General features: G+C 44.9%; 24 protein-coding genes. 10 read left to right on the plus strand and 14 right to left on the minus strand.

Going from position 1 to position 23,678, the window contains the following annotated elements; translation table 11 throughout:
- Nucleotides 1–46: 46 nt before the first annotated feature.
- Both ggpS and HY58_RS07520 read right to left on the minus strand, forming a co-directional pair.
- Complete coding sequence (gene ggpS / locus HY58_RS07515; RefSeq protein ID WP_039130143.1) at nucleotides 47–2,308, minus strand: glucosylglycerol-phosphate synthase; 2,262 nt, start codon at nucleotides 2,306–2,308, stop codon at nucleotides 47–49.
- A 9-nt stretch (nucleotides 2,309–2,317) separates the two neighbouring features.
- Nucleotides 2,318–3,316, minus strand: a complete 999-nt coding sequence (locus HY58_RS07520; protein WP_039130147.1) for an NAD(P)H-dependent glycerol-3-phosphate dehydrogenase — start codon at nucleotides 3,314–3,316, stop codon at nucleotides 2,318–2,320.
- 168 nt (nucleotides 3,317–3,484) lie between these two features.
- On the opposite strand from HY58_RS07520, the gene gcvT reads away from it, so the two are divergent.
- The 5 genes from gcvT (at nucleotide 3,485) to HY58_RS07545 (ending at nucleotide 8,149) form a co-directional block, all read left to right on the plus strand.
- Nucleotides 3,485–4,570, plus strand: a complete 1,086-nt coding sequence (gene gcvT, locus HY58_RS07525) for a glycine cleavage system aminomethyltransferase GcvT (RefSeq protein ID WP_039130149.1) — start codon at nucleotides 3,485–3,487, stop codon at nucleotides 4,568–4,570.
- A 188-nt stretch (nucleotides 4,571–4,758) separates the two neighbouring features.
- Nucleotides 4,759–5,844: a mechanosensitive ion channel family protein gene (locus tag HY58_RS07530; protein ID WP_052323930.1), complete on the plus strand. Its 1,086-nt coding sequence runs from the start codon at nucleotides 4,759–4,761 to the stop codon at nucleotides 5,842–5,844.
- Between the two features lie 38 nt (nucleotides 5,845–5,882).
- Entirely contained in the window at nucleotides 5,883–6,887 is a 1,005-nt protein-coding gene (locus HY58_RS07535) for a polysaccharide deacetylase family protein (protein WP_039130152.1), read from the plus strand.
- A gap of 9 nt (nucleotides 6,888–6,896) precedes the next feature.
- On the plus strand, nucleotides 6,897–7,367 hold the full coding sequence (locus tag HY58_RS07540; RefSeq protein WP_039130154.1) for an SRPBCC family protein: 471 nt from the start codon (nucleotides 6,897–6,899) through the stop codon (nucleotides 7,365–7,367).
- A gap of 44 nt (nucleotides 7,368–7,411) precedes the next feature.
- Nucleotides 7,412–8,149, plus strand: a complete 738-nt coding sequence (locus HY58_RS07545) for a 2-phosphosulfolactate phosphatase (protein WP_039130157.1) — start codon at nucleotides 7,412–7,414, stop codon at nucleotides 8,147–8,149.
- Here HY58_RS07545 and HY58_RS07550 read toward each other — a convergent pair.
- Nucleotides 8,124–8,708, minus strand: a complete 585-nt coding sequence (locus HY58_RS07550) for an N-acetyltransferase (RefSeq protein WP_039130159.1) — start codon at nucleotides 8,706–8,708, stop codon at nucleotides 8,124–8,126. The two genes, HY58_RS07545 and HY58_RS07550, sit on opposite strands and share 26 nt — an antisense overlap.
- An 80-nt stretch (nucleotides 8,709–8,788) precedes the next feature.
- Between HY58_RS07550 and feoB the strand changes: the two genes are divergently transcribed.
- On the plus strand, nucleotides 8,789–10,900 hold the full coding sequence (gene feoB / locus HY58_RS07555) for a ferrous iron transport protein B (protein WP_039130162.1): 2,112 nt from the start codon (nucleotides 8,789–8,791) through the stop codon (nucleotides 10,898–10,900).
- A gap of 4 nt (nucleotides 10,901–10,904) precedes the next feature.
- On the opposite strand, the gene HY58_RS07560 is transcribed toward feoB, so the two are convergent.
- The 9 genes from HY58_RS07560 to HY58_RS07600 form a co-directional block, all read right to left on the minus strand.
- Nucleotides 10,905–11,522: a thioredoxin family protein gene (locus tag HY58_RS07560; protein ID WP_039130164.1), complete on the minus strand. Its 618-nt coding sequence runs from the start codon at nucleotides 11,520–11,522 to the stop codon at nucleotides 10,905–10,907.
- A 69-nt stretch (nucleotides 11,523–11,591) separates the two neighbouring features.
- Complete coding sequence (locus HY58_RS07565) at nucleotides 11,592–11,987, minus strand: arsenate reductase ArsC (RefSeq protein WP_039130166.1); 396 nt, start codon at nucleotides 11,985–11,987, stop codon at nucleotides 11,592–11,594.
- A gap of 1 nt (nucleotide 11,988) precedes the next feature.
- Nucleotides 11,989–13,044 (minus strand): ACR3 family arsenite efflux transporter, encoded by a 1,056-nt coding sequence (arsB, locus tag HY58_RS07570; protein WP_039130169.1) that lies wholly within the window; start codon nucleotides 13,042–13,044, stop codon nucleotides 11,989–11,991.
- Between the two features lie 27 nt (nucleotides 13,045–13,071).
- A complete protein-coding gene (gene arsN2 / locus HY58_RS07575; protein ID WP_052323931.1) occupies nucleotides 13,072–13,512 on the minus strand; it encodes an arsenic resistance N-acetyltransferase ArsN2 in 441 nt (146 codons plus the stop codon).
- A 10-nt stretch (nucleotides 13,513–13,522) separates the two neighbouring features.
- Complete coding sequence (locus tag HY58_RS07580) at nucleotides 13,523–14,380, minus strand: arsenite methyltransferase (RefSeq protein WP_039130172.1); 858 nt, start codon at nucleotides 14,378–14,380, stop codon at nucleotides 13,523–13,525.
- A gap of 43 nt (nucleotides 14,381–14,423) precedes the next feature.
- The gene (locus HY58_RS07585) at nucleotides 14,424–14,756 is read right to left on the minus strand and encodes a helix-turn-helix transcriptional regulator (RefSeq protein WP_039130173.1); all 333 of its coding nucleotides are present in this window, start codon (nucleotides 14,754–14,756) and stop codon (nucleotides 14,424–14,426) included.
- A 128-nt stretch (nucleotides 14,757–14,884) separates the two neighbouring features.
- Nucleotides 14,885–16,222: a M24 family metallopeptidase gene (locus HY58_RS07590; RefSeq protein WP_039130176.1), complete on the minus strand. Its 1,338-nt coding sequence runs from the start codon at nucleotides 16,220–16,222 to the stop codon at nucleotides 14,885–14,887.
- Nucleotides 16,223–16,251: 29 nt separating this feature from the next.
- Complete coding sequence (locus HY58_RS07595; RefSeq protein WP_039130180.1) at nucleotides 16,252–18,486, minus strand: helix-turn-helix domain-containing protein; 2,235 nt, start codon at nucleotides 18,484–18,486, stop codon at nucleotides 16,252–16,254.
- Nucleotides 18,487–18,557: 71 nt separating this feature from the next.
- Nucleotides 18,558–18,908 carry a single-stranded DNA-binding protein gene (locus tag HY58_RS07600; RefSeq protein ID WP_039130182.1) on the minus strand — a complete coding sequence of 117 codons (351 nt, stop codon included), beginning with the start codon at nucleotides 18,906–18,908 and terminating at the stop codon, nucleotides 18,558–18,560.
- 199 nt (nucleotides 18,909–19,107) lie between these two features.
- On the opposite strand from HY58_RS07600, the gene HY58_RS07605 reads away from it, so the two are divergent.
- Nucleotides 19,108–19,470 carry a hypothetical protein gene (locus tag HY58_RS07605; RefSeq protein ID WP_039130184.1) on the plus strand — a complete coding sequence of 121 codons (363 nt, stop codon included), beginning with the start codon at nucleotides 19,108–19,110 and terminating at the stop codon, nucleotides 19,468–19,470.
- A 6-nt stretch (nucleotides 19,471–19,476) separates the two neighbouring features.
- Here HY58_RS07605 and HY58_RS07610 read toward each other — a convergent pair whose 3' ends face one another.
- On the minus strand, nucleotides 19,477–19,908 hold the full coding sequence (locus HY58_RS07610; RefSeq protein ID WP_156123613.1) for a hypothetical protein: 432 nt from the start codon (nucleotides 19,906–19,908) through the stop codon (nucleotides 19,477–19,479).
- Between the two features lie 63 nt (nucleotides 19,909–19,971).
- Between HY58_RS07610 and HY58_RS07615 the strand changes: the two genes are divergently transcribed.
- Together HY58_RS07615 and HY58_RS07620 are read left to right on the plus strand one after the other, a co-directional pair.
- Entirely contained in the window at nucleotides 19,972–21,021 is a 1,050-nt protein-coding gene (locus tag HY58_RS07615; RefSeq protein WP_039131019.1) for a trans-acting enoyl reductase family protein, read from the plus strand.
- Nucleotides 21,022–21,114: 93 nt separating this feature from the next.
- Nucleotides 21,115–21,501 carry a hypothetical protein gene (locus HY58_RS07620; protein ID WP_039130189.1) on the plus strand — a complete coding sequence of 129 codons (387 nt, stop codon included), beginning with the start codon at nucleotides 21,115–21,117 and terminating at the stop codon, nucleotides 21,499–21,501.
- A gap of 54 nt (nucleotides 21,502–21,555) precedes the next feature.
- Here the strand turns inward: HY58_RS07620 and HY58_RS07625 are convergent, their stop codons facing one another.
- Nucleotides 21,556–22,869, minus strand: a complete 1,314-nt coding sequence (locus tag HY58_RS07625; protein ID WP_156123614.1) for a hypothetical protein — start codon at nucleotides 22,867–22,869, stop codon at nucleotides 21,556–21,558.
- A 152-nt stretch (nucleotides 22,870–23,021) separates the two neighbouring features.
- Between HY58_RS07625 and HY58_RS07630 the strand changes: the two genes are divergently transcribed.
- The gene (locus tag HY58_RS07630; protein ID WP_039130194.1) at nucleotides 23,022–23,672 is read left to right on the plus strand and encodes a metal-dependent hydrolase; all 651 of its coding nucleotides are present in this window, start codon (nucleotides 23,022–23,024) and stop codon (nucleotides 23,670–23,672) included.
- Nucleotides 23,673–23,678: the final 6 nt, after the last annotated feature.

Consider the following 23,678-nt stretch of genomic DNA (forward strand, 5'->3'; position numbering starts at 1 on the left):
ATATATTTTAATCAGATTTTCATACTGCCTTTCTTTTCAGAAGGTTTTAAGAAGCTCTTTGAAGCTCGGGGTTAGAAACAGTGGCCAATTCAGACATGAAATCATTACTCCAGAATTCAATATCATAATAGCTTACCGAATCAAATAACCTGCTCATCCTCATTTCACGTTCTCCTTCTTCCATAAGAAGTGCCTGTAACAATACCTCCTTCAACGAACGTTTATCATAAGGATTTGTTCGCAGTGCATAACCCATCTCCACTGAGGCTCCAGCAAATTCCGAGAGGACCAGCACAGCTTTGTCTTTTTTCTTTAATCCCTGTACGGCAACAAATTCTTTTGCCACCAGGTTAAGTCCGTCCCGTAAAGGTGTGATCCAGGCGACATCGGAAACGGCATAATAGGCAACCAGTTCTTCGAAGGGGAAGGCGCGAAAGAAAAAATGGATGGGCGTCCACCCTATCCTGGAATATTTACCGTTGATGCGTCCAATTGCCTGCTCCAGTTCCTGTTGTACTTTATCATATATTTTCATACCTCTTGCCGGAGGAGTACAAATATTGATCAGCTCAACCTTTCCATGGAATTCAGGATATTGTTCCAGGAATTCTTCAAAAGCATAGATCTTTTCCAGAGGACCCTTTACATAGTCGAGCCGCTCTACACTCAGCACAATCTTTTTATTATCACCTACCTGCTTACGCAACTGTTCAACCAGCAGGCGGTTTTGGGGCCTTTCATATAATTCGCGTATATAAGAAGTGTTCACACCAATCGGGTGGGCTCCAAGCCTCACCTCCCTGTTACCAGCAGCTATAAGGCGGGGCATCTTTTCAACACCCAGGGGGCAACTGTAGGTAAGAAATCTTTCAGTGCAGTTCTGCTCCTCAAGAACTTCTACCGGCAGGATACTTCTGGCCACATCAACAAAATTCTCTACATAACGCGGTATGTGAAATCCAATATAATCACATTGCATCAGGCTACCGATAATATCGCCCCGCCAGGGAATTATATTGAAAATATCAGCGGGGGGAAAACTGGTGTGGTGAAAGAATGCGATCTTCAGGTCGGGTCTCAACTGGCGAAGGTAACCCGGCACCATCCATAGGTTATAATCATGTACCCATACTGTTGCGCCATGATCAGCTTCCATGGCTGTTTTTTCAGCAAAGAGCCTGTTGATTCTGAGGTAATGATCCCAGTGATCATGGTTGAAGCTGGCTTTATCAATGAAGGAAAAAATGGTTGGCCAGAAAGCTTCTTTAGAGAACACTTTATAAAATAGCTCCACCTCCTTTTTCGTAAGACCTATCCTTCCAGCAAGCAGGTTTGGATATCGCTCCTCATCAATATATATATTCCTTAGTTCCTGCCCCTGCTTTTCAACTTCTTCCCATGCGATCCATGTTCCCGATCGGCCCTGATCAAAAAAGCCCATCAGTGATGGAATGATTCCGTTAGGGCTTTTGGGAGCGGTACGATGACTTATCCCATTAATAACCTGCGTCTCAAATGGAAGGCGATGGTATACCATCAGTAGCTGGTTTTCTCCTTCTCCATGCACAAGGTTGTCTTCTTCGGCGGCTGGATCAAATTGATTAAAGGCACTGAAGGCTCTGAAGGCTTCCAGTATTCCGCCACATCCTGTTCTTTTTGCATGGTAGATAAGGCTTTTGCCCATGGTAGCTTCTATCAGCGCTGGCTCCGCATCACCAACCACAACACCCTTATAGCCTGTCTCATAAAGTGAAAGATCATTAAGTGTATCGCCGGCAACCAGCACCTGGTCTTCGGGAACATGGAGAAGCCTGATCAACTGCTGGAGTGTAAATCCTTTGTTCACCCCAGGAGGAAGGATATCAAGGAATATACCTCCAGACATTAAAACATCGCAGCCCAGATCTGTTGCTGAATCCTGGATGGTCTCCAGGTCAGTTTCTGAATCAAAATAATATGAACTTCTTCTTGACATCGGCACTTCCTGTCGCTTAAGTCCCCTGACATCTTTCATACGATGGCCAACCTTCAGAGACCCGGGCCAGCGCCCTTCAATCTCTGCCTGGATGGGCTGAATGGGCTCAAGTGTTCGGCCATGAACAATAGTTGATCCCACATCGCATATAATATAGTCGGGATTGGGTATAACAGGATCATTGAGAAGTGGGATTACCGTCTCCAGTCCCCTTCCCGTAACAAATACCAGGCGGATAGAGGGATTTTCACGGATCACCCGGTATAGCTGTTGTTTGTCAGCGCTCTTTCCTCCTAAAAATGTTCCATCAAGGTCTGTTGCAAGTAATAGCATAATAGTTTTTTAACGTAAATAATGTTCAAGCAGCTTTATCTCATTGAAAGGGGCCGCTTGTTTATACAGAATTCTATACACAGCTGATAAAAGTGGTAATTGCAGTCCGGCTCCGATTGCCTGCCGGTACAACCCTTCTGCTGCCGGATAGCCTTCGGCGGTCATCTGCATCTGAGCTTTTGCCATTGTTACAGAATAACCCCTGCCGATCAACTGTCCGAAATTGCCATTGCGGCTAAAGGGTGAATATGCTGTAACAAGCAGGTCGCCGAAGTACGCAGAATCGTTAAGATCGCGATTGCCGGGATCCAGTGCATCCAGCAGCATATTGGTTTCCCTCATTGCATTGCTAATAACAACGGCCAGGAAATTATCACCATAATTCATCCCCCGAACCAGTCCTGCTGCAATGCCAACTACATTCTTCATGATAGCTGCAAGTTCTACCCCCATCGGATCCGGATTGGTGATAACACGCAGGTAATGGCATGTTATTTCTGCCGCCAGTTCACTAACAGCTTTATCATTTCGACCGCTGATGGTCAGGAACGTTCTTCGGCCCATGGCAATCTCTTCGGCATGGCATGGACCGCCGAGCACGATGATTTCAGATACCGATAACTGGAACCGGCGTGCCAGGTATACCGATGGGAAATCTCCTGTAGAAGGAACAACTCCTTTTATGGAAACCAGCAATTGTTTATGTTTTGGAAATTCACCTTCCCACACGGAGATGGTGCTTTCCAGAAAGGCAGATGGAACAGCAAATAAAATATTGTCACTGGCCTCAAGGGCCTCCATCAGATCCGTTACAGGATTGATGCGTTCTAGTTCTAACTGAACATAACTGAGATAATGTGGGGGCCTGCCATGGCCGAGGATAAAATCTACGTTTTCCTGTGACCTTAATTGCCAGGTGACATAGAACCCACTTTCAGAAAAGATCTTCACTAACGCTGTTGCCCAACTGCCGCTACCGATTATGGTAATACGTTTTTTATGGGGCATGGCACAAAGGTAACTTCTATGTACGGGTCAGAAAATCCCCCCTCAACTACAGATACTATAACTAACCAGTAACCAGTGTGTTATGAAGCATATTTTAATGGTATTTTCATATCATCAGTCTCATACCAACGCTTTGCGCTACTTTTGCAGCCTTACAAATGCAGCTATATGAAGAACACAGCTTTTACGCAGAAGCACCTCGCCGCAGGTGCAAAAATGGCCCCTTTTGCGGGGTTTAATATGCCTATATCCTACACTGGCATCAATGATGAACACGCAGCTGTTCGCAACAATGCGGGTGTATTTGATGTGAGCCATATGGGCGAATTCATCCTGAAAGGAGAAGGCGCTCTTGACCTGATCCAGCGGATCACTACAAACGATGCATCGAAACTCTCTGCCGGTAAAGCTCAATACAGCGCCCTTACCAACAATGAAGGCGGAATCGTTGATGACCTTCTGGTATATTGCCTCGAACCCAATAAATCATATATGCTGGTAGTGAATGCCGGTAATATTCAAAAAGATTGGAATTGGATAAGTGCTCTTAATACTGCAGGGGTGGAGATGCATAATATTTCCGAAAAAACATGCCTCCTCGCGGTTCAGGGTCCTAATGCAACAAAGATCCTACAGCCACTAACTGAGATGGATATCCTAAATCTCAAATATTACACATTTACAAAGGGAAAATTTGCCGGTGTTGATAATGTTCTTATAAGTGCAACTGGTTATACTGGTGCCGGGGGTGTGGAGATTTATTTTGAAGACATTAATGGTGCAGCCGATATTATCTGGGATGCCATTTTTGAAGCAGGTAAAACAGCGGGTATTAAACCGATCGGTTTGGGAGCCCGTGATACACTACGCCTTGAAATGGGATTCTGTTTATATGGCAATGATATAGATGATACAACTTCTCCCCTGGAAGCGGGCCTTGGCTGGATCACTCGCTTCACCAAGAACTTCACTGCGAGTTCTATACTGGAAAAGCAAAAATCAGAGGGCGTAAAAAGAAAGCTTGTTGGGTTTGAAATGATAGACAAAGGAATTCCGCGCCACGATTACCAAATTGCAGATGCTGAAGGAAATATCATCGGAAAGGTAACCAGCGGAACCCAGGCACCTTCACTGCAAAAAGCCATCGGTATGGGTTATGTAACCACAGAAAACACCCATACAGATAATGAAATCTATATTTTAATCAGAGATAAAAAATTAAAAGCGAAAGTTGTAAAGCTTCCCTTTCAATAATCACTCAAACACTTACAGAGGAGGCCGCAGTGATGATCAACTGCGGCTTTTTTAATATAAATTTAATAGTTCCCTCACTGCTCAAAAGCAGCCGTATAAAGGGTTTTCCGTAATTTTGCAACCACTGCTTTCTTACCTGCACAACTGCTCATCCAGCACAATTATAAGTAGTAAAAAAAATTCTGACCATGAATGATATACTGAACCAATCATTTTGGGGTAATACCTATTTACAATATATCATTGCCTTTGGCGGCATACTTGTTGCCTGGATCATTATCAGGCTTCTTAAAAAATTCGTTATACGAAAAATACAGAAACTTGTTGCCGGCACTGATAACCAGTTAGATGATATGGCATTTGAAGCGGTAGAGAAATTTGTCCTTCCCTTCGTATACCTTCTTATCAATTACAATATAATCAACCAGCTCACACTACACCCAAAGGTGGCTAGCATACTGCGGGTAGCCATTGCAGTGATAAGCGTGTATTATATTGTCAGGATAATCAATCATATTCTTACAGCTTCCCTGAAGAGGTACATGGAGCGCAAACTGGAATCACCTGAAAGGATCCGGCAGATGGGTGGTGTGATCATTGTACTGAAAGCTATCGTATGGTTCATGGGAATTGTATTATTGCTTGACAACATGGGCTATAATGTTGCAACCATTCTTGCTGGTATGGGTATCGGAGGTATTGCTATTGCATTGGCTGCCCAGAATATACTCGGTGACCTTTTCAGTTATTTCGTTATTTTCTTTGATAAACCTTTTGAGATCGGTGATTTTGTTAATGCAGAAGGTAAATCAGGTACTGTGGAATACATTGGTATCCGCACCACAAGGATCAGGAGTATTTCGGGGGAAGAGGTGGTATTATCCAACACAAAGCTCACCGGAAACGCGCTCCACAACTACAAGCGTATGCAGCGCAGGAGGATTGCCTTTTCAACAGGTGTTACATACCAGACCAGTGCCGAACAGCTTAAAAAAATCCCTTCCATCATGGAGGAGGCCGTTCGCCGACAGGAAACACTCAGTTTTGACAGGGCCCACCTCGCCTCCTTTGGGGATTTCAGCATAAACTTTGAAACGGTCTATTTTGTTGACAGTGCTGATTATATGGTTCATATGGATGCGCAGCAGGCGGTATTACAATATATTTTCGAGGCTTTTGAGAAGGAGAATATTCAGTTTGCCTATCCCACACAAACACTATTCCTGGAAAACCAAACCAAAGAACAATCTGTTGAAGAACAGCTGCTTTCATAATGCAAATCCTTCCTTATTTTTAAGGAAACCTTGCAGCCATGAGATTACTGTTCCTCATTATTATGGTACTTGCCTGTAGTACCGGTTTTACTCAACATGACAGTAGCTATGCTGATAAACTTGGATTCCCCCGGGGTGCCAAAGTGATCATACTACATGTTGATGATGCAGGAATGAGTTTTGATTCAAACCAGGGCGCAATCAAAGCACTCACGGATGGTGTCGCTTCTTCTGTGAGCATTATGATGCCATGTCCCTGGGTACCTCATTTTGTTGGGTGGCTGAAGAAAAATCCACACACAGATGCAGGATTGCACCTCACACTAACTTCTGAATGGGAACATTATAAATGGGGGGCACTTAGTGGTGCACCTGCAGTACCCGGATTAACTGATACGTCCACCGGTGCCATGCATCCTACTGTTGAAGCCGTTGTTACAAAATCCAATGTAAAAGAGGTTAACCAGGAAGTGGATGCGCAGATAAAGCGTGCACGCCAGATGGGGTTTGAACCCACACATCTCGATAGCCATATGGGCACTCTTTTTGCCACTCCTTCATTCTTATTGGCTTATATACAAACGGGTATACGCGAACATATACCCGTTATGCTTCCGGGAGGCCACAATACCCTGGTCCGTAAAACAAATCCCATGGCCGTTAAACAGGAACAACAGATCAAACAACTTGCTCAAACACTCTGGAACGCAGGACTGCCCGTATTGGATGATCTGCATAATAGCAGCTATGGTTGGGATATCAGTGCCGATGCATTAAAGAGCACCGAAGCACTGAAAATACATGCGCGGAAAAATTATATCAAAGCATTGGAAGAGTGCAAACCCGGACTCACCATGATGATCATGCACTGCACAGAGCCATCCGAAGTATTCAAACATATCAGCGATAGCGGACCAACCAGGCAGGCTGACCTGCTGGCTATGACAGATCCTGAAGTAAAGAAATTTATAAAAGAAAAAGGGATCATCATTACAACCTGGCGCGAAATAATGGAACGTCGGCAAAAATCAAAATCCAAATAACCTATCCTGATGCCAACCATACACCTTACCACTTTTATCAAGGCCCCTCTTGAACGCGTATTTGACTTAGCGAGATCAATAGACCTTCATAAAAAAACACTTGCACATACCCGTGAGGAGGCCGTATCGGGAACAATCACCGGGCTTATTAATTCAGGTGAAACCGTCACCTGGAAAGCAAGGCACCTGGGAAAGACCCGCGTCCTCCGGTCAAAAATAACAGCATTGGAAAGACCAGAGCATTTTACCGACGAGATGACCGATGGTGATTTCCGGAGTCTTAAACATGATCACCATTTTAAAGCTATTGACAATGGCACCCTGATGATTGATTATATGCACTATGAACTGCCATATGGAATCATTGGTAGGGTTGCCGACCGGGTATACCTGAATAAATACCTGGTGAGACTCCTGGAAACGCGCAATGATGCTCTCCGGAAAGTAGCCGAGTCAGAGGGCTGGAAGCAATATTTATAGTAGTTGGTGTTGAAGGCAGCACAATCTTCCTATTTTTGCCACCCATGAATCAGCCCAGTTTACACACTTCCCTTTCACCCGCCCTACTGCATCTATATGATGTACGAGACAGTATCGTTGTCATAATTGATGTATTGCGCGCAACATCAACCATCGCTACAGCACTTTACAACGGCGCCAATTTCGTGATACCGGTAGATTCGGTTCCACGTTGCATAGAACTCGGAGGACAGCTTAGAGCCATCACAGCAGGCGAACGCGATGGTAAAGTAGCACCTGGGCTCACCTATGGTAATTCGCCTTTTGAATATCCGCGGGAATTCATTCAGAACAAAATCCTTGTTCTTACAACTACAAATGGCACAAAGCTGCTCCATATGGCATTGAATAACGGGGCTCCTTCAATCATTACAGGCTCCTTCCCCAACCTTAGTGCGGTATGTGATTACCTGGTGAAAGAGAAGAAAAACGTAATTCTCGGTTGTGCTGCCTGGAAAGACCGCTTCAATATTGAAGACACTCTTTTTGCAGGCGCAGTCATCTCCCGCATTAAAGAGCATTTCGACATCAATTGCGATTCATCGCAAATGGCAGAAAGCCTTTACCACGATGCCAAGGACGACCTCTATGAATTCATGAAAGAAAAGAACGCTTCCCACTATCATCGCCTCACCGGGTTTGGACTGGAAAAGGATATCCGCTATTGCCTGACGCCCGATGGTGCCAATATCCTTCCCATCTATCGCGATGGCCGTCTTATTGTAGAGACGCGGGAAGATTGAGTTCTTTCTTGAAAACAAAGGTCTTCAATCCGCTTTTAGCTATCGCACTTGCAACAAGTACAAACCCTTTTTTTGTATAAAAGGAAATATTGCTTTCATTTTCTGTACTGAGCCAACATTCATCCAGCCCCGCTTCCCGCATCTGATCAAAGCAGGAATAAAGGAGCTGCGATGCAAGTCCCCTTTCCCTGACAGAGAAATCAACCGCCAGTATCCACAGATACCCGAAATTCCTTGCATTCTTGTCAATTATGTTTTCAGGGGTCTCTTCATGCAGGTTAAATTTTCTCCAAGCTTCCCCAACATAAGGTGGCTGGCTGCTAATGCGATTGTCATCAATATGGGCGGGAAATGCAGTTCCTGGTATCCAGGCCAGGAGTGCTGAATTACCAGGAGCCATGGTTAGTTCGCCAAATTCAAGACAATAATCAAGTGCGGCACTAAAATAGGCTTCCATACCCCTGTATCGTTGTGCCGTCGTGCCAGTAAACGCATACCGGAATAAGGGATCTTCTGAAAAATTACTGGAAAGCAGCAGGCTGCATTGCATCAGGTTCATACTGTAAAGATACTGTTCCGGAAATCGTAACCTCTTTCACGCGAAGCTTGGTACTTTTGTCCATTACAAGAGGAAAAGGAATGATTCAAATCGGATTAGTGGGTAACCCCAACAGCGGAAAAAGCTCACTCTTTAACGCACTGACAGGACTAGACCAGAAAGTAGGTAATTTTCCGGGGGTGACGGTCGACAAAAAGACCGGCAGATGCTCTCTTGGCGATGGTCTCGAAGCCAGGATCATTGACCTGCCCGGCACTTACAGCCTCTATCCAAGGCGGGGCGATGAATGGGTGACTTATAAGGTGCTGATGGGGCAAGACAAAGAAGTAATGCCTGATATGCTCGTATTGCTTGCAGATGCCAGCAATCTTAAACGAAACCTGCTTTTTGTTTCCCAGATCATAGATCTAAAGATCCCGGTTGTGGTGGCACTTACCATGATGGACATGGCCCGCAGTAAGGGAATAAATATAGATATAGATGGATTGGAGCGAGAACTGGGCGTGCCTGTAGTGGCGGTGAATCCCCGAAAGAACAAAGGCATTCCATCGCTACTTAAAATTATGGCGGCTACTGCAAAGCAGCAATATAAAGCACCATTGCGCGATTTTATTCCCAACCAGGAACTGAATCTCAGGGCGGTAGCTGAAGTAAAGGAGCTGGTATCGGGTCTCAGCGATTATAAAGCCATTCATTATCTCATTAACCATGAACATTTCAGTTTAAGCACCGATCTGCAGCAAAAAGTTGAAAAAGCAGAGACCGATAACCTGTTTAATCCCACGAAAACACAGGCAGAAGAAATCCTGCAACGCTATTCCCGGATCAAAAGCATTATGCAGCAAACGGTGTCGGAACCAGACCCCTTACAAAAAAGTCTGTTCACCGAAAAACTTGACAATATTCTACTGCATCGGGTTTGGGGTTATGTAATTCTGCTGGCCGTTTTATTCCTCCTCTTCCAGAGTGTATTCCTAATAGCCACTTATCCCATGGATGCCATTGAATGGGCATTTGGCAGCTTCGGCCAATGGGTGGGAAATATTCTGCCTGAAGCATGGTGGAGCGACCTGCTCATTAATGGATTGATTGCTGGTCTTAGCGGGATCCTGGTTTTTGTACCACAGATCATGATATTGTTTGGACTTATAACAATCCTGGAAGATACCGGCTATATGGCGCGGATAAGTTTCCTCACAGATAAGCTCATGCGCAAAGTGGGACTCAACGGTAAAAGTGTAATGCCTATGATCAGTGCATTCGCCTGCGCGGTACCTGCTATCATGAGTGCCAGGAATATTGAGAATACAAAGGAAAGATTGCTGACCATCCTGGTAACTCCACTTATGAGTTGCAGTGCAAGGCTTCCGGTCTTTACAATATTGATCGCGCTTGTGGTTCCACAAAAAATGGTGTGGGGTGTCATTGGGTTGCAGGGTTTGGTGATGATGGGACTTTACCTGCTTGGGATAGTGATGGCCATGTTGGTTTCCTATATTGCAAAATGGTTTATCCGCATCCAGGAAAAGAGTTTCTTCATACTGGAGTTACCAATGTACCGGGCTCCACGCTGGAAGAATATTTTCACCACGATGATCCAGAAAGCTAAAATCTTTGTTTTCGATGCTGGTAAAGTGATCATGATCATCAGCCTTCTTTTATGGGCACTCAGTAGTTATGGTCCCGAAGAGCGCATGGAAAAAGTATCCGAAGAATATGCAGTGCTTAAACAACAGCAACCGGATCGTATCACTGAACTAAACCGCGAAGAGGGCGCCGCAAGACTTGCCAATTCTTATGCTGGCATTCTTGGTAAAAGTATTGAACCAGTTATAACACCTTTGGGCTATGACTGGAAAATAGGCATTGCACTTATAACCTCTTTTGCTGCCCGCGAAGTATTTGTGGGCACTATGGCTACTCTCTATAGTGTGGGTGAAGGTGATGATGGAAGCGGTCTCTTGCTTCGTCAGAAAATGCAGCAGGCAAGGCACGCAGACGGGAGCCGGGTTTACACACTGGCAACTGGCTTATCGTTGATGGTATTTTATGTACTGGCCATGCAATGTATGAGTACGCTTGCAGTTGTGAAACGCGAAACAAGAAGCTGGAAATGGCCCATCATCCAACTGGTTTACATGACCGTGCTGGCTTATCTCATGAGCTGGATCGTATATAATCTTGCCAGCTAATCGTTCAGCTTTCTGCAGTTACCAGCGCAAACTCAACGCTGTCAACGAATTCCTTTGCCGTATGTGAACCTTTGTCTTTTGCATACCAGCCATGCAACTGGCTATACATCTCTTCTTTGGGAAGTGCATTCTGCTGTTTAAGGTCTCTCAGCAGATCAACCGCCCCTGCAGGGCGAGGACCCCAACTTCCCAGAACACGGTGGGTTGACTGTTCCAGAATTACCGTTTTGGGAATTGACCGGGTGCCATTTGTAAGGAACTGATCCATAAGGCCGGGGTTTTCATCGCGCAAAATAAGGCGGTGACTGATAAGTGGATTTATGGCCGCGATCTTTTCCAGAATTGGAACGATCTGTGCCGCATCACCACACCAGCCCTCTGTTATTGTGAGCCATATCAGCGGTGTCTCCATCGCCAGCATCCTCTTCTCGATCTTATCCGAAGGTTTCCATGTTTTATCAAGCCGGGTCATGCGCTGAAGATTCAGTCTCGAATAATCCACCAACCACTCATCCTGGTTTTCTCCCGTGGTTTTTCCATCTTTCATCAGGCCATCTAACAACAACTTATATTCTTTATAATCAAGGGACAGATCAATGATCTCATCAGAAATTACCGCCATATCTCTACATTTCAATTATCGCAATGATAATTCATTGCTTTTAAATGACAGCAAGCAACTGTTAATTGTTCAAAGGTTAGCTATCAGCTCGCGGACTTTGGAAGCAATATAATCGCGCACTTCGTTAAATGCTTCCGGCTCCATGTGTTTGGGGTCGGGTATCTGCCAGTCAATGAACTGCCTGGCAGGCATCCAGGGGCAGGCATCACCACAGCCCATCGTTACAACCGCATCAAATGGTGCATGCTTCTCTACTTCCTGCAATGATTTTGAATCATGTGTACTCAGGTCATAGCCAAGTTCTTTCATTGCCGCGATGGCTTTGGGATTCACGATGCCACTGGGTTTACTACCCGCACTATACGCCTCTACTGCATCCCCGCCAATTATACGGGCAAAAGCCTGGCTCATCTGGCTGCGGTTTGAATTCTCAACACAAACAAATAATAATTTTTTCTTCTCCATATCAGTTGGTTTTTTCGCAAACAGGTTCAATAAATTTTGGTTGCTGCCTTAATGCAAACCTTACCATCAAAATCAGAACAGGCACTTCAATGAGCGGTCCGATCACTGCCGCAAATGCCGCACCACTGTTTATACCAAATACAGCAATGGCTACTGCAATACCAAGCTCAAAATTATTTCCAGCCGCCGTAAATGCCAATGATGTTGATCGCGGATAATCCGCCCCCGCACGCTTCGATAAATAAAAAGCAGAAAAGAACATGATGGCAAAATAGATCGTCAACGGAATGGCGATCCTCACCACATCAAGAGGGATCTGAACAATAAGGTTACCCTTGAGACTAAACATGACAACAATAGTGAAAAGCAATGCCACGAGTGTAATCGGACTAATAAAAGGCAGGTATTTATTTTCATACCAGTCCACTCCCTTCCACCTGGTTAAGAGGATCCGTGAAAACATTCCCAGCAGAAAGGGTATGCCTAAATATATAAATACGCTTTCTGCTACCTGGCCGATAGTGATGTTCACTTCATATCCCTTTAAACCGAACAATGGTGGGAGTTTTGTAATAAACACCCATGCATAAACGCTGTAAAAAAATACCTGGAATATACTATTGAAAGCAACTAATCCGGCTGCATAAAGTCGGTCGCCATTGGCAAGATCATTCCACACAATTACCATGGCAATACACCTCGCAATACCGATGAGGATAAGTCCGGTCATATACTCCGGTTCATCACGCAGGAAAACGATCGCCAGCACAAACATCAGCAGTGGACCTATCAGCCAGTTCTGGATCAGGGAAAGGGTCAGGATTTTTTTCTGGCTGAATACTTTCGGCAGCTCACTGTATTTTACTTTAGCCAGTGGCGGATACATCATCAGCACCAGGCCTATTGCAATGGGAATATTGGTTGAGCCCTGCTGGAAACGCTGAATAATGAAGTTTGTAGAGGATGGAAAGAAATATCCGATACCCACTCCAATAGCCATCGCCAGAAATATCCAGAGGGTTAGATTTTTATCGAGATAAGAAAGCTGTTTAGACATAAGCAGTAAAGAATATTTAGATCAGGGTCAAATCGATTTACGCATAAGGGTAGATGAGGCCGGACATAGGCCATTGAACTCCGCCGATACGGCCACAGTATCCGGAACATCAGTCCTGGTAATGATGTTGAATCCCTTCCTGCTGAAATAATCTTCAGCAGTATTTGTTACCAGGTATAGCATTTCAATACCCTGATGCCTTGCGTATGACTCTAACTCTGTCACCAGTTTAGAAGCGATGCCATGCCTTCTGAATTCCCGCTTCACGATCATAGATCGAAGTAATCCGTCTTTCCCATAAGGGTCGAGGCCCAAAACAGCAACCGGAATGTCATTTAATTCTGCAATTAAGAAATGATCAAGATCAGGTCTCAAATCACTGGTGGGTAATTGCTCGCTATTAAGTAAACTGCAGACCGGATCGTAATCACCTGGTACTGCAGTCCTGATTTTAATATCTGTTGACATTGAATAAAATTTAACAACAACCTGATCCGGGTTCACAAGAGGGAGCCTTTGCTTCCAGCGGTTTTTCAGCATATACAGTAATGCTTAAAATTTGCACATCGCCTGACTGGTAGGCAAGCACTTCATCGGGACTAAGATATTGAGAAAGTATATCCTCCGGAATAAAGATCAGTTTTTCCTTTTGTACCGTGCGGTTGGTAAAACCCGCCTTATCAATGATATCTATATATTCATCTTTCTGAATGGCGCCTGAAATACATCCTGCATACAATTCAGCAATTGCTTTCCACTTCTCAGGCATATTTCCTTTTATTACGATATCAGAAATAGAAAAATGTCCGCCTGGTTTCAATACCCGGTAAATCTCTTTAAAAACGGCGGGTTTATTTGGAACAAGGTTCAACACACAGTTGCTAACAACAACATCAGCTTTGTTGGCGCCCACGGGCATCTGCTCAATGTCGCCCAACCTGAACTCAACATTATTATAGTTGAGTTGCTCGGCATTTGCCCTTGCTTTTTCAATCATCTTTTCGGTAAACTCTATACCAATAACTTTTCCACTATCACCCACTACCGCGCGGGCAATAAAGCAATCGTTGCCGGCACCGCTTCCAAGATCGATAACTGTATCGCCGGCCTTTATCTTCGCAAATGCTGTTGGCAATCCGCAACCGAGCGCCAGGTCGGCGCCTTCATGATAGCCTTCAAGTTTTGTATAATCATCGGCCATGATATGATATACATCATCACCACAGCAGGATGAGGTTGCACCGCAGCAGGAGGCAGCATTCTGGGATGCAGGCTGTTCTGCTATGACACCGTATTTTTCTTTTACGATGGATTTGATTTCAAGGTCATTTTTCATTTGTCAAGGCTTTATAGTTTAAAATGTAGGTTTGATTATTCGATCAACAGCATTTGGTTCCAGGATCTTTCATGGCATCCATCAATCCCTGGAAGGATGATCCCATTTTTTTGAATGCTTCATAGTTAATGCAATAACAACTGCGAGGGCCATCAATCGAACCGCTTATCAGTCCGGCTTCTTTCAATTCCTTCAGGTGTTGTGAAACAGTGCTTTGAGCCAATGGCAGGATCTCCACTATTTCGCCACAGATACATTCACATTTTTCGGCAAGTACTTTAAGGATGGCGATTCTTGCCGGGTGGGCAAGGGCTTTGGCAAATGCTGCCAGGTCCTGTTCTGCTTGGGAAAATGCCTCTTTCTTGTGAACTGCCATATTTAATTTTATATCGTAAATATACGATTAAGTAGATACAGAGCAAGTTTCCCGGCATTTTTTTAACTGGATATAATGAACACAAAATGCCCCAGCTGTCGGGCATTTCAATAAGATGTCAAAGGAGTTTAATTACCGCGAGAATCTTTAGGTTTTGGGATTAGATGGATTTCCTTCTGGCGACCATTAATGTATCGGAACCCGTGTTTGTCTAAATAACCATCTTCTTCCAGCATGATGCGAATGGATTTTTTCCATTCCGGGATATCGGTGGCCGTATTCAGCTCAATAGACCAGGCAGTTCTATTGTGTAGGGGATAGTCTCCCGCCCCGGGAACGCCCCCCTGCTGGTCCCACAAGCCAATGGTAGAACCGGCCGCATGCCCATGATAGCCCAGTGGATGGGTATATATGGACGCGGTTATGCCTTCTTTCTTCGCCTGCTCCAGGGATGCTGCCAGCACCAGGTTTCCTGTTTTTCCTTCTGCATAATTTGAGGTCAGTATATCCTGTAAGCGATTGCTTTTAGCGAAGGCGGCTTTAAGGTATGGGGGCAGACTGGTTTCCCCCGCCCTCAGTACATATGCATGTTGCTGAATATCGGTATTCAGTCGCAGGTAGCTGATGCCAATATCTACATGAAGAAGATCACCGGGCCTTATAATTTCTCCTGCGGGTCGATTTGAAAAGCTACGCAGGTGTTCAAAATTTTCAGGGTCATTCCTTTGCACAGCCACGGAGGGTTGAAACCATGTTTCCAGCCCCATGCCCCGGATCTTTTCGCGGAACCACCATACAACATCATCGGTAGTAGTAATGCCGGGGGTTATAACATTTTCTGAAAAGCCTTCATCAATTATTCGATGGGTTATGGCTACCAGCTGCGGATATATCGACATCTCCCTTTCTGTTCTGGTTTCGAGCCAGCGGATGGCAAGATCTTCCGCAGACTCTACTTTGTTCCGGAAGGCTGCAGGTATTTTAGCCATCATCTCCTGGTGATCTGTATGATCGAGTCCATCGGCATGAGCGTGATGCTTGCTGGTATTGATACCAATCTTAGCCGGCTTCCTTGTTTGAATAATATCTGCCAGTGCATCCCATTGGTCAGGAAATTTCTGCATATCCCATGATGCCTTTATATGCTCTCCAACATTATACCTTGCAATAGCAAGTTTCTCGTAACTACCCTTTTGTGCATTTCGGTAAAATACCAGGATAGTACGTCTGCGGGCCGACATCCACTCTGCCGGCAGCATTGTTTCCAATACGGGATCTTCATTGTATTCACGCGAAACCAGCACCCACATATCAATACCCGTTTCCAGCATAAGGGAAGGGAGCAGGTTATTAAGTCTTTCTCCCAGGATCTCATTTATCACATTAGCCTGTTCGCGCAGTGGTATCACCTGGCTATGTGCCTGTAAATGTAAAAAGCTGAAAAGGGCAAGAATGCATGTACGCATAGCAGTTAGTTATTCCTAAAAATAAGTCTTCATAAGGAAGCTTCGGTAGTTTGATTTCCCTTTACAGTATCCAGATAATTCAGATGAGCCAGCACAGCCTGTATATCAGGGTAGCTGAATTCATCTCCTAAAACTTCGCGGAGCGGTGCCCATTGACGGCTCTCCACCTTTTCAACAGCCTGCAATATGGTGGCCAGTTTTTCCTTTTCAATCAGCAGCTCCACCGGGAGCTCGCCCTGTGCCACGAATCGTGATAGATGGCCATGGATGGTGGAGTATGCAAGCTGCCGGCTTTCTGCAATTTCTGAAATACTATTACCAGCCATGAACATTTCCAGGCTGATTCGCTGGGTTCCTCCTTTAACCTGTTTTGTCCTCGTAGCGGTAACCTTTACGGGTTCGGGCTTTGATGAGATCATTCCTAACAGACTATTATCAGAGGCGCCTGAGGCAAGTGCGGCGGTTATTTCGGCCGATTTTTTCAATTGTTCAACACGCAACAATAAAGCGGCTTCCATAATGCCTAATTCTTTCAGATACTTAGTGGCACGTGAGGCTTTATTAGCACCTTCTATATGGCTTCGGAGATTCTCAATGATCTTCATCAAAGCAGTAACAAAATAGCCTGATGCGGCGCGGGTTCTTTCAACCAATTCATTATAACCAACGGTATGCCCTAGCTGCAGATGAGATTCAAGATGCCCAACTGTTTTAGCAGCTACCGGCATAAGTTCATTTACCTGGTTGTGGAAGTGGAGTGCCCATTCTAATGCACCGGTTTTGGTAGTGAAACTTTTCCTGCCTGCCTCCTGAACCCAATTATCTGCCATCTCCTGGAGTGATTCAAGGTGAAATGCCTTTAGTAGTGATAGCCTTATATAATGTTTTTCGGATCGGGCCAGTTCTTCCTCCAAGGCATCAGTCGCTTTTTCACTTGATGAGAAGGCAAGTACACGGGGGTCGGTATTGATAGCCCCGTATGGTACCCTTGACCGGAGTACCAGTCCTTCCATATTAGTTAGCCTGCTCAATGCAACGTAAACCTGCCCTGGCGCAAAAGCAGCACCCGCATCAATGATAGCTTTGTCAAAACTTAGTCCCTGGCTTTTATGGATGGTTATAGCCCATGCCAGCCGTATTGGATATTGTGAGAAAGTTCCCAGCTCTTCCTCATCAATATTATCCTTTGCCTTATCGTACTGGTAGCGGATATTTCTCCATACCTCTTTTTCAAGGTCAATTATGCTTCCATCATCGGCGAAAGAAACCCGGATACGCTCATCGGTGATATCATGCACTTTTCCGATCCTTCCATTGTAATAGCGGCGCTCCTCTCCTTTATCATTTTTGATAAACATGATCTGCGCTCCTGGCTTCAGGTGGAGGTCTAGGTCAGCGGGGTAGGCCTTTTCTGAAAATTCACCACTGATCTCCGCTCTGAATGAAATAGCCGCTCCGCCAAGTCTCTGGAGGGCCTGCTGGTTAATGGCATCCGCTCTTGCATTATGCGTAGTAAGGGTAATGAATTGCTCTTCGTGAGAAGGTTCAAAGCCGGGACGATAGCGACTGTTCAAATATTCCATGCCTTCCTTATCGAGCCTGTTATTACGGACCATATTTAACAGGCTGATAAAAGCCTGTTCGCTCTGTCGGTATATTTTCTTCAGTTCCAGGTAAACCGGTTCAGCGGATTGCATTACCTGGGCGTCAAAAAAGAATGGACTGGCATAATGTTGTTTCAGATAATGCCACTCCCGATCGGCTATAACTGGTGGTAACTGGAAGAGGTCGCCAATAAATAAAACCTGAACACCACCAAAAGCCTGGTAGGGCTTTTTACGCACATGCCGGAGCACTGCATCAATGGCATCGAGAATATCAGCCCGCATCATACTCACCTCATCAATCACCAGTAACTCAAGCTCGCGTATGAGCTCCTTCTTTTGTTGTGACAATCGAAGGTTTCGTAACAGCGTTTGACGATTATTAAAAAGCTGATCGCCGCTATCAGGTATGCCTCCCTGTGGAACATAAGCGCCAAGGGGCAACTGAAAAAATGTATGAAGGGTTACACCACCTGCATTAATTGCCGCCACACCTGTTGGAGCAACAATAGCCATCTTCTTCGAACAGTTAGCCCTAATATATTTAAGGAAGGTTGTTTTACCTGTTCCTGCCTTCCCCGTAAGAAAGATATGTTTATCGGTATGCAGCACAAAGCGGCTGGCCAGCTCGAAATATATATTGGCAGGATCCTTTTGCATGAGGTTCTGTAAAGCTACGGATTATGAAAGGTATGCTGCACCACAGGGCACAGACATACCTCTCCGGTTTTTCAGATTTCTGCCTTGCTGCGATCCTGCAATACCACCATTTCATACACATAGATCTCTGTAATGTATCGCTTGGCCCCGTCCTTATCAACATAATTCCGGTAGATAAGCTTACCATCCAGCGTAACCTCGCAACCTTTATGCAGTTCATGCTCAGCTTTATCTGCCATCTTGCCCCAAGCTACCAGGTGATGCCATTGTGTTTCTGTAACTTTTTCACCCTGTGCATTCAGGTATGACTCACTGGTTGCCATATTGAACCTGGCTACTTTTTTTCCGGTAGCAGTCATTTTAATCTCGGGATCTGATCCCAGGTTGCCCACCAGCAACACTTTGTTTTTATTCTCACTCATAACTCCTTTCTTTTGGGCCTGGTAAAATACAAGGCCGGTTAACTATTAATTGTTGTTCACCCGGCGCCAGTTGAACAATGTAAAGATGGAGAGCAGGAGAAAGCATTGCCGGAAAATAAGTGATTATAACCGCTAATAAACCGTTGAAAAACGCTTGTGGTGAAAATAGGAGAATCCTAGTTTTCAGGAAAAATAAAAGATGGAAACAGACAAAAGATATTGCCTCTGGTGCAATGCCCTGTTGAAAGGCAGGATCGACAAAAAGTTCTGCGACGACAGTTGCCGAAACGCCTTCAATAACCGTCGGACAGGAGATGAATACAACCAGGTGCGTAATATCAATCACGCCCTGGTACGCAACAGGAGAATACTTGCCACCACGCTTGCATCAGGCGAAGACTCTAAGAAAGTTAGCCGCGAAATTCTCCTGGAACAAGGATTCCAGTTCAAATACTTTACACAATACTTATCGAATGACCCCCTGGGGCCCCTATGCTTTTGCTATGATTATGGTTATATACCCCTTCCTGATGAATACTACCTTGTGGTGCGTAAGAAATAAGAAAGATCATGACCTTGGCTTCAGGGGTTTTAATATCGCCTTGATCTCATGGATCTTCATCTTGTCGGCACTCTTAAGTTCAACACGGGCATTGGCAAGCGGTTTGCGTTTTTCAATTTCTTTATGAAGTTCATACTTGGTATCAGCCGGACCGAGTATGATCACTGATTCTGCTTTGGTAATTTTAGCGGCAACGCTTTTCAGGTAACTTTTTCGTTGTTGATTAAGTTTATTCTGGGCATGCTTCTCATTATTAAGAGTGGCGCCGAATAGGCGACTTTTATTGGAACTCTCCCCGGCAAATCTGATCTGCTTCTCAATTTCAGATTGCACTGATTCTGTTGTAAGGTTTCCTTCTTCGTCTAAGCAGGCGATGATGGCTTTCTGGAGATCAATCCAGATCGCATATTTAAGGCAATTCGTGTTTTTCTTTTTCATAACAATCATATTTTACCGGTCATAAAAGGTACGAAAAATACAGGGCTGTTGTACCTTACAGGAATGACAGGAAACTTATTGCTTTATGGAGCCAACGGCTATACCGGGCGATTGATTCTGGAATATGCCGAACGCCATGGCCTGAGTCCAATTTTAGCCGGCCGTAACGAATCGGCCATACGTGAACTTTCCTCACAATATGACCTCCCATATAGAACCGGTAGTCTTACAAATGCTGATGAGATGGATAATCTCCTCAAAGATATCAGTGTTGTGCTCCATGTTGCTGGTCCTTTCAGCGAAACAGCCAGGCCCATGGTTGAGGCCTGCCTGCGAAATAGCATCCACTACCTCGATATAACAGGCGAAATCCCCGTTTTTGAATATGCCAGGTCGCTCGACGGAAAAGCCAGGGGAGCCGGCATCATGATAATGCCCGGAACCGGCTTTGATGTAGTTCCCACCGACTGTATGGCAAAGCGCCTGCGCGACCAGCTTTCTGATGCCACCCATCTTGAGCTCGCCTTTACCAGCATCGGAGGGGGCATCTCCCATGGTACAGCTACCACTATGGCAAGGTCGCTCGGAGAAGGTGGAGCCATCCGTAGCAACGGCAAGATCATTTCTGATCCACTGGGCAATCATTCACGTCATATTGATTTTGGGAAAGGACCACAACTTGTCATGAGTATTCCATGGGGCGATGTATCAACTGCCTACCATACTACCGGCATTCCCAATATCATTGTGTACACAGGCATCCCTCCACGCATTCACCGGATCCTTAAGTTGCAGAAATTATACAACTGGGCATTGCGTACCGGATGGGCAAGAAAGAAAGCGCAGCAATGGATAGATAAAAAACCTGCAGGGCCATCACCCGAAACACGGAGCAACAGCAGGAGTTATGTATGGGGACAGGTTCGCAACAGCCAGGGTTCTTCCAGCACGGCAATGCTTACCTGTGCTGATGGTTATACGCTCACTGCCCATAGCAGTCTTATCATTGCAAAAAAAGTATTGGAAGGAAATTTCTCAAACGGCTATCAAACACCTGCCGGGTGTTATGGATCAGGCCTCATTGATGAAATACCGGGCAGCGCCTGGTTATAGGGTAATATGCGTTAAAAGCTGGTTAATAAATGCCAACGGTACCGCATAACCGATAGGGGTAAAGCATTTTTGCGCCCACTAAATACCTTATTCATGCAAGTAAAACTCGTAACACCCTCGGCTATCATGCTGGGAACAATGGCCTGCTCCAAAAGCAGTGACAATCCTGTGCATACGGTGCCATTCGGAATAAGTTTTGCCTTTAAGGATGCCGAAAATTTTACAGCAGTGTCAGGTATCTACAACTTCCCCGCATCAAACGAACTTATCAGGACAGCCCTGAGAATTGAAACAGGTGATGATAATACGGTTATCCACCTGCTGCCATCTGCCGGCAGACTGGTGCTCAATTACAACGCATCGGATAAAACTATTAGCGGGCAGATAGAAAACCTTGAATTTCCCCAGGATGAATTTGATGATCCCACTATCACGAAGAAAGTTCTGAACGGAACATTCAGGAGTGTAAGAGTAAAATAATCACCATAAAAAAAGCAAGCCTTAACGCGCTTGTTTTTTTATATCATTCAAAATCTATCTTAATCTTGATTGCATTTCACTGATTATATCCTTGTATGTATTCAGGATACGACCCCATTCGCGAAATTTTTCATCATCCTTGGCGGCAGTATTGGCAGCACCGGATGCCTCACTTTGGATCTTCACAACATACTGTGAACTTCCCGTATTTCCAGGCTTCACTATGATGCGGGTGCGAATAGTATTGTTAGGAAAATTCTTCATGTTCCAGGCAGTACGAACATATCCTGTTTCCTTATCAGACATTTCGATAACATCGAAATAATTGGTAACGATCTGGTTCATTACTTTCCATGCATCTTCTTCTGACCGGCCAGATCCCACACTGATACTAAAGTTCACATTAGCCTGGTCACTCTGAATTGAAGAGCTATAAGCCTCATCTTCTTTCAGAACAACGTGTTCATTCACCGGTGGACTCTGCATATTACGCTGGTTGCAGAAATTTTTGGTGATGGCAACATATCCTGCCTTTTCTACAATCACCTCTACACAGGCGCCTTCAAGGATCTTAATACCATACTCACCCGCTCCAACCTGGCGGCCATCCATTTTTATAGTTGCATCATTTGGAGTAGTATTGATCTGAACCACGCGATCCTTCATAACAATATTATCATAAAGTGGCGATTCAGGCATTCCTTCTTTATTACAATAGCTCCTTTGAATGGTGGCAAATCCCTCTTTGATAAACTCAACAGAAACACATGCTTTTGCAGGAATCACAATCTCACCACTACCATCAGCAACTTTTTTTCCATCCACAAATATCTGTGCATCCGCTGGCGTCAATTTCACCTGGAGAGCTCGATCAGCCAGAACAAAAACTTCATCAGCAGGAGGAAGATCCATCCCAGATTTGTTAAAATAGGTTTTTGTTTTAGTGAAGAATCCAGGCTTCTTTATCTCAACAGTAACCGATCCGTTCTCTGGGATGATGGCATTCACCTGACCTGATCCCATCTCAATACCATTCAGGATAATTTTTGCATCATAGGGCTGCGCCATTATTTTAACCAGGCGATCCTTTAGAACAAATGTTTCTGTTTTAGGAAGATCAACTCCTTTTCTTTTGATATAGGTTTTTACAATGGGATTGAAACCCGGCTTGCGAAATACGAGTTTAATTGGTTCGTCTTTTTCGGTCTTGATCTGTGCAGTTCCACTTCCAAGGGGTTTTTCAACGCCGCCCGGACCAACTTCAGAAATAGTGGCATCAGCCGGCAGCACATTTACTACGATCCGCTTTTGGGCGGTGAGGGTCATAGAGAGTAGTACTGCACACAATAGCAGTGTTATACGATTCATAAGTTCGAAGGGTTTAGGATGAGGGCGCAATATTAAAAAAATCTTCCAAATCAGGAAGTAACGGCTATCCAAATACGCTGATCACCTTAAAAAATACCCATAAAGGGGTATATTGAAACACGGAATTTGAGGGAACCCATAAACTCAATTATATGTTCATAGGCCACTTCGCAGCAGCTTTCGCCGCTAAAAAAATTGAATCCAAACCCGGTCTTGGCACCTATTTCCTGGCAGCACAATGGCTTGACCTTATATGGCCGCTGCTGCTATTAACCGGACTTGAAAAAGTTGAGCTCGCTACCAATCCCAATAGTCCCATTCCCCTCTCGTTCACCCATTATCCCATTTCACATAGCCTCCTGGCGGTTGCCGGATGGGCCCTGCTTTTTGCAGTGGTGAGTTATCTTTTTAATAAGAATCTAAAGGTGGCAGTTCTGCTTGCTGCGTTGGTAATAAGCCACTGGGTGCTCGACTGGTTTGTACATATTCCCGACCTTCCCCTCATACCGGGTAGCGATTATAAAACCGGGCTGGGACTATGGCACCAGAAATGGCTTGTACTTTCCATCGAGCTGATCTTTTTCGGAGTGGGTGTTTTATTATATACCCGGGCTAGCCGTGCCATAAATAAAACAGGCGCCATAGCATTTTATAGCCTGGTTATCTTTCTTGTTCTCGTACATCTCCTGAATATATTCGGACCTCCTCCAACAGATGTGCAACCCATTGCCATTGTGGGATTGAGCCAGTGGCTGTTGGTTGCCTGGGCTTATTGGGCCGACAGAAATCGAAAAGCTATCTGAGGGAGA

The organism is Flavihumibacter sp. ZG627, assembly GCF_000814325.1.
Taxonomy (GTDB): Bacteria; Bacteroidota; Bacteroidia; order Chitinophagales; family Chitinophagaceae; genus Flavihumibacter.